5 protein-coding genes and 1 other annotated feature are annotated in these 6,750 nt (G+C 44.0%); of the genes, 4 read left to right on the top strand and 1 reads right to left on the bottom strand.

Annotation, left to right across the window (positions count from 1 at the left end; all coding sequences use genetic code 11):
• Window positions 1–34 precede the first annotated feature (34 nt).
• Window positions 35–1,498: an IMP dehydrogenase gene (gene guaB / locus AZE41_RS21970; RefSeq protein ID WP_067213783.1), complete on the top strand. Its 1,464-nt coding sequence runs from the start codon at window positions 35–37 to the stop codon at window positions 1,496–1,498.
• A gap of 174 nt (window positions 1,499–1,672) precedes the next feature.
• Window positions 1,673–3,019: a serine hydrolase gene (locus AZE41_RS21965; protein WP_067213782.1), complete on the top strand. Its 1,347-nt coding sequence runs from the start codon at window positions 1,673–1,675 to the stop codon at window positions 3,017–3,019.
• A gap of 20 nt (window positions 3,020–3,039) precedes the next feature.
• Here the strand turns inward: AZE41_RS21965 and pdxR are convergent, their stop codons facing one another.
• Window positions 3,040–4,455, bottom strand: coding sequence for a MocR-like pyridoxine biosynthesis transcription factor PdxR (gene pdxR / locus AZE41_RS21960; RefSeq protein WP_067214115.1), 1,416 nt, complete (start codon window positions 4,453–4,455; stop codon window positions 3,040–3,042).
• Window positions 4,456–4,806: 351 nt separating this feature from the next.
• Between pdxR and pdxS the strand changes: the two genes are divergently transcribed.
• On the top strand, window positions 4,807–5,652 hold the full coding sequence (gene pdxS / locus AZE41_RS21955) for a pyridoxal 5'-phosphate synthase lyase subunit PdxS (RefSeq protein WP_067213781.1): 846 nt from the start codon (window positions 4,807–4,809) through the stop codon (window positions 5,650–5,652).
• 68 nt (window positions 5,653–5,720) lie between these two features.
• Window positions 5,721–6,296, top strand: a complete 576-nt coding sequence (locus AZE41_RS21950) for an NUDIX hydrolase (protein WP_067213780.1) — start codon at window positions 5,721–5,723, stop codon at window positions 6,294–6,296.
• Between the two features lie 80 nt (window positions 6,297–6,376).
• Window positions 6,377–6,594, top strand: a binding site (T-box leader).
• Window positions 6,595–6,750: the final 156 nt, after the last annotated feature.

Here is a 6,750-nt window from a genome sequence, read left to right as displayed (position 1 = left end):
ATATTCAATTGAAACTAATAGGGGGTATATTGAAATGTGGGAATCAAAATTTACGCGTGAAGGGCTTACTTTCGATGATGTGTTGCTTGTACCGGGACCTTCTGAAGTATTACCTAAAGATGTGTCGCTCTCTGTCAATCTGACGAGTAAGATAAAATTAAACATTCCGGTTATCAGTGCAGGAATGGATACAGTTACTGAGTCGAAGATGGCAATTTCCATGGCACGTCAAGGTGGCCTTGGTGTCATCCATAAAAACATGAGTATTGAAGAACAGGCTGAACAAGTTGTTACGGTAAAACGCTCTGAAAATGGCGTAATTACTAATCCATTCTTCCTGTCACCTGAACATCAGGTTTTTGACGCTGAGCATTTGATGAGTAAATACCGCATTTCTGGTGTTCCAATTGTGAATAATAATGAAGAACTAAAACTTGTCGGTATCCTGACGAACCGTGATCTTCGTTTCATTCAAGATTACTCACTTGTTATCGATGATGTTATGACGAAAGAAAACCTTGTGACAGCACCTGTAGGCACAACATTGGAAGATGCAGAGAAAATCTTGCAAAAGTATAAAATCGAGAAGCTTCCAATTGTCGATGAAAATGGAATCCTTAAAGGTTTGATCACAATCAAGGATATTGAGAAAGTAATCGAGTTCCCAAATGCAGCTAAAGATAAACAAGGTCGACTACTTGTTGGTGCTGCTGTTGGTGTTACTACTGATACGATGGTACGTGTAGAGAAGCTTGTGAAAGCGGAAGTCGATGTTATCGTTATTGACACGGCACACGGGCATTCTAAAGGTGTTCTAGACGTAGTTGCTCAGATCAGACAGCGGTTCCCAGAACTTGAAATTATTGCGGGTAATATTGCCACTGCAGAAGCTACACGTGCGCTCTTTGAAGCGGGCGCTGACGTTGTCAAAGTTGGAATTGGCCCTGGTTCAATTTGTACAACGCGTGTCGTTGCAGGTGTTGGTGTTCCGCAAATTACAGCTATCTACGAATGTGCTTCAGAAGCACGTAAGTTAGGCAAAACGATTATTGCTGATGGTGGCATTAAATATTCTGGTGATATCGTCAAAGCACTTGCTGCTGGTGGACATGTTGTCATGCTTGGAAGTCTTCTCGCAGGAACGACGGAAAGTCCAGGGGAAACTGAAATTTTCCAAGGACGCCGTTTCAAAGTCTATCGTGGTATGGGATCGATTGCTGCAATGGAGCAGGGTTCTAAAGATCGTTACTTCCAAGACGATGCAAAAAAACTTGTACCTGAAGGAATCGAAGGGCGTATGCCTTACAAAGGTCCCTTGTCTGATACGATTCATCAGCTAATCGGTGGTGTTCGTGCAGGAATGGGCTATTGCGGTACTAAAGATCTGCAAGATCTGCGTGAAAAAGCACAGTTCATTCGTATGACGGGTGCAGGATTACGTGAAAGTCATCCACACCAAGTACAAATTACAAAAGAAGCTCCGAACTATTCACTTTGATAAAAGGCTTTAACCCAGGAACTAATGTTTTTTGAGTTTTAGGTCGGAATGAAGGAACTTCAGCACCTTTCCTGCGTCTCCATATGAGCAGAAAGGTGCTTTTTTGGTTTAATACCCAAAGAGTAGCCGAAATATGATAAAATGACTTAGGGAAATAGCAATGATGGAGGTATTATGGTGAAGCGAGAAATGAGACGATGGGTGGCATTTTTGTTAGTGCCGCTACTACTAATAATGACACTCGGGACGGTTCCAGTTTACGCCGACTCAGCACTAGGACTCCATGTAGATGGTGCAATATTAATTGACGCGGAAAGTGGAAAAATATTATATGAAGAAAATGCAGATACGCCACTAGGTATTGCAAGTATGACGAAAATGATGACTGAATATATCCTTTTCGAGGCAATCGAAGAAGGTAAAATAAGCTGGGATCAGGAATATAAAGTGAACGATTATACATATGCGGTTTCACAAGACCGTCGGCTTAGTAATGTTCCACTGCGGAGAGATGGTACATACACGATTCGTGAATTGTATGAAGCAGTAGCCATCTATTCTGCAAATGGGGCGACGATAGCCGTTGCAGAAACAATTGCAGGAACAGAAACTGAATTTTTGAAGCTGATGAATGCGAAAGCAGAAGAGCTTGGCTTGAAAGATTATAAATTTGTCAATTCCACGGGTTTGAATAATAGTGACCTTCAAGGAATGCATCCACAAGGGACAGGTGCAGAAGACGAAAACGTCATGCCTGCAAAATCTGTCGCAAAACTAGCTTACCATTTGTTACATGATTATCCGGAAGTTTTGGAAACGACGAAAGTCAAAACAAAAATATTCCGTGAAGGTACTTCTGATGCTATCAAAATGGACAACTGGAATTTCATGCTTCCAGGGTTTGTTTATGAATACGAAGGCGTTGACGGTCTCAAGACAGGTACGACTGACTTTGCAGGGCACAACTTCACCGGGACGGCAACACGCGATGGTAAACGGGTCATTGCAGTTGTTATGAAAGCGGTTGATGCGAAAGGTGTAGGCTCGTACAAAGCACGATTTGATGCGACGCGTGCTTTGTTCGACTACGGTTTCGGTCAATTCTCAGAAGTTGAATTTGTTCCGGCTGGTTATCAGTTCAAAGATTCTAAAACGCTCGACGTTGTCAAAGGGAAAGCGAAAACTGTCGCTGTAGAGGTAAAGGAACCGATCCGTATGATGGTGAAAACGAGTGAAAAGGATCTCTATGTACCTGAACTTGTGATTGATGAATCAAAAATGAAGGACAATGCACTTCAGGCACCTATTAAAAAAGGTACAGTTGTCGGTCATGTCAATCTCGTGAAAACAGAAGGAACGGATTATGGCTTCATTGATTCAACTAATCCGGGAGCTGATGTTGTTACGAAGGATGCAGTTGAGAAGGCTGGCTGGTTCTCGCTTACAATGAGCGCAATCGGTGACTTTTTCGCAAGCATTTGGAGTAGTGCAACAGGATTTGTAAAAGGTTTGTTTAAATAAAACATCAAGGCGAGGAATCCTTAAATGGATTCTTCGCCTTTTTCAATGGACCATGCATACATGAGATCCTCGATGGCTTGTTTAATGGCCTCTGTAGAAAGGCCGCCGAAGCCGAGAAGGAAGGATGGTTCACCTTCTTTGGGAGCTGTTCTGTAACCGTTTAAGCCGTATACGCGGATGCTTGCCTTCTTTGCTGCTATTGCTAGGGATCTTTCATTTGTTTCAGTGTGGACGGTAAGAATAATGTGCATGCCTGCTTCATCGCCTGAAAATGAAACATGCGGAGCGTAGGATGACAGGGCCTCTGTGAGAACTTGAAGTTTACGTTTATATATTTTCCGCATCCTATTTAAATGGCGTGAAAAGTGACCGTCAGCCATGAAGCGGGCCAGGATGTGCTGGTCGAGCCTTGGTACTGTTGCTGAATAATGAATGAATGCTTTTTCATAACGACTTAGTAACATAAGGGGAAGCACCATATAAGCAATCCGTAGCGATGGCATCAGAGATTTTGAAAATGTACTTAAATAAATGACGTTGCCGCCTTTATCCATACCTTGCAAGGAAGGGATTGGCCTTCCAGTATATCGGAATTCGCTGTCATAATCGTCTTCGATGATAAAATGTTCGTCACCTGATGATGCCCAGTTCAATAAAGCAGTCCTACGCGCTGCTGAGAGGACGATGCCGGTAGGGAATTGATGAGAGGGAGTCACATAGGCAACAGTCGCACCTGAGTGTTGTAGAGACCTTACATCCATCCCTTCTTCATCGACTGCAATCGGAATTGCTTCCCGGTTGTTGTGGAAAAAAACGTGATGAGTAAGCGGGTAGCCGGGATCTTCGATTGCATATGTCGCTGCCGTTCCTAGAATGCGGATGACAAGCGGCATAAGTTGTTCTGTACCTGAACCAATGATGACTTGCTCCGGCGTACAGTCAACGCCGCGGGAGTGATATAAATAGCGTGCAATTTCTTGACGAAGTTCCCAATCACCGTGAGGATGCCCGAGAAGCAGGAGATCCTTGGAAGACTCGTCCATCACATCTTTTGCGTACTTTCGCCATTGTGTAAAAGGAAATGATTCTGTATCGATTTTACCGGGTGAAAAGTCGAAGGTTATATCTTCAATTTTTTCAACCGGCCTTTTTACGGACAGCTGCATCGGTTGGGCGTAAGCTAGTTCTTCAATTGCCTGCACATAAAAACCTTTTCGAGGTTTCGATGAAATAAACCCCTCTGCTGCAAGCTGTGCATAGGCAAGTTCAACCGTCGTCTGACTCACATCAAGAAAGTCACCAAGTTTTCGTTTAGATGGAAGTTTCATGCCAACTGGCAATTTTCCATCTGTAATATCCCGTCGTATTTGGTTGTACATTTGTTCATATAGCGGCGTATCTGTACTTTTTTCTAATTTGATTAATAGCATCTCCACCGCAACCACTCCGTCTGACCCCTTCAACTTGTTTGGAACTGGGTGTTTCAATAAGGTCATATTCTATTATACTGAACAATAAGAAAAGAGGGAAGCGCCTGTTCAGAGGCGACAGGCATAAGACGGTTATATAGGAAGGCAGTCTAAGTTCGCGACGTCGTGTCGCAACGACTGCATGACCTGCATCCGGCAGGCCCAAGCGGCGTTCTTTGCCGTATAGTCGGCACGGCTTTCAATGATCACAGCCTAAATTCGCCGCTTCCTGCGGCAATGTCTGTGTGACCCACATCCTGTGGGCCTCCGAGCCTCTAGGCGCTGGACTCTAGACAATAAAAAAAGGGGGAAGGTAACATGAATTTTAAATACGGAGGCGTCATCATGGACGTCATTAATGCGGAGCAGGCAAAAATAGCGGAGGCGGCAGGGGCAATTGCAGTAATGGCACTTGAGCGCGTCCCTTCTGATATAAGAAAAGCGGGCGGTGTTGCACGCATGGCGGATCCACGAATCATTACGGACGTACAAGGTGCTGTTTCAATTCCGGTGATGGCGAAAGCACGTATCGGTCATATTTCCGAAGCCCGCGTACTTGAGGCACTTGGTGTTGATTATATCGATGAAAGTGAAGTACTTACTCCTGCGGATGAGGAATTCCATTTACTGAAGAGCGCATACAGTGTGCCGTTCGTTTGTGGAGCTCGTGATCTTGGAGAAGCAGCGCGTCGTCTTGGTGAAGGGGCTAAAATGCTTCGTACAAAAGGCGAACCGGGAACGGGGAATATTGTCGAAGCGGTACGTCACCTTCGTATGGTGAATGCCCAAGTGAGTAGACTTGTTCATATGAATGACGACGAAGTAATGACGGAAGCGCGCAATCTTGGTGCACCTTATGAAATCCTTCTTGCCATCAAAAAACACGGACGTCTACCTGTGACAAACTATGCAGCGGGCGGCGTGGCGACACCTGCAGATGCCGCACTTATGATGGAACTTGGCGCAGATGGCGTATTCGTAGGTTCAGGTATTTTCAAATCCGAAAATCCTGAGAAATTTGCACGTGCAATTGTTAAAGCAACAGAAAACTTCAAAGACTATAAACTGATTGGTGAACTGTCTAAAGACATTGGTGAACCGATGAAAGGGTTAGAAATCGGAACCCTTCAAGTGGAAGAGCGTATGTCAGAACGCGGTTGGTAATTAATTAAGAAAAAAGTGGGGGAGAAATCCCTCGCTTTTTTGTATACTTAATTATAGGGGTGATAAGAATGGAACAATTAAAGGTCTTCGATGAAAACTATACCTATTTGAGAAATGAAAATAGAGCCAAGGTCCACTGTGAGGGACTGTGGCATGAAACCTTCCATTGCTGGCTAGTCGATGATCAGTTTGTCTATATTCAAAAAAGAAGCGCTATTAAAAAAGACTTTCCGGGATTGTTTGATATTACCGCTGCAGGGCATATTCTCTCAACAGAAACTGTGGCAGATGGCATTCGTGAGGTGGAAGAGGAATTAGGCATAGAAGTCGATATAACGAAGCTGCATTCGAAAGGTGTTGTGCAGAACAGTATCAAATTGCCCACCTTTATTGATCGTGAGTTTTCGAATGTCTTCTTATATGACTCAACTTTTGCAGCAAGCGAATTTTCATTGCAACAAGAGGAAGTAGAAAGTGTCCATGTCGTGGAGCGACAAGCACTAATTGACCTTTTCGTTAATGAAGTAATGACAGTTAAATGCATCAATATTTTCGATGGAACATTGGCGGAAATTGGTCTCAGCGACTTTGTTCCACACGAAAGAAATTATTTTGAACAAGTTGCACATATCTTTAAAGAGTAATCTTAAGAAAGCGGATACATTTTTTCTTTGAGTGACTTGCCAAAAAAACCAGCTTGTAGTAAAGTAAGGGTAATTTCAAACATGAGACGATGATGGGAAGCAGTAACAAGCACGTTTTTTGAAGAGAGCCGGCGGGTGGTGTGAGCCGGTAAAAACACTTGTGAATCCGTCCCTGAGTAGCCGGGCTGAAACGTTTAGTAGGCCTGAGCCGGCAGTTGAGCCGTTATTTCAATGGAGTGGATTGGACTTGGTTGTCCGGTCAATTTGGGTGGCAACGCGGGTAGTTCTCGTCCCTTTTATAGGGAATCGAGGGCTTTTTTTGTTGTCCAGCTTCAGGTGTCAGCCCCTCGAGTCACTTCCGTCTTACTGATAAAGGCAAAAAGTACCTTTGTTAGCAAGCCTTTCAGCGCTTGTCGGAGCTAAGTGACACCTTACGCTTTTCTTTGTTGTCCAC

This window comes from Sporosarcina psychrophila, assembly GCF_001590685.1.
Classification (GTDB): domain Bacteria; phylum Bacillota; class Bacilli; order Bacillales_A; family Planococcaceae; genus Sporosarcina; species Sporosarcina psychrophila.
The sequence above is the reverse complement of the archived record's forward strand: the minus strand, read 5'-3'. Positions and strand labels throughout refer to the sequence as shown.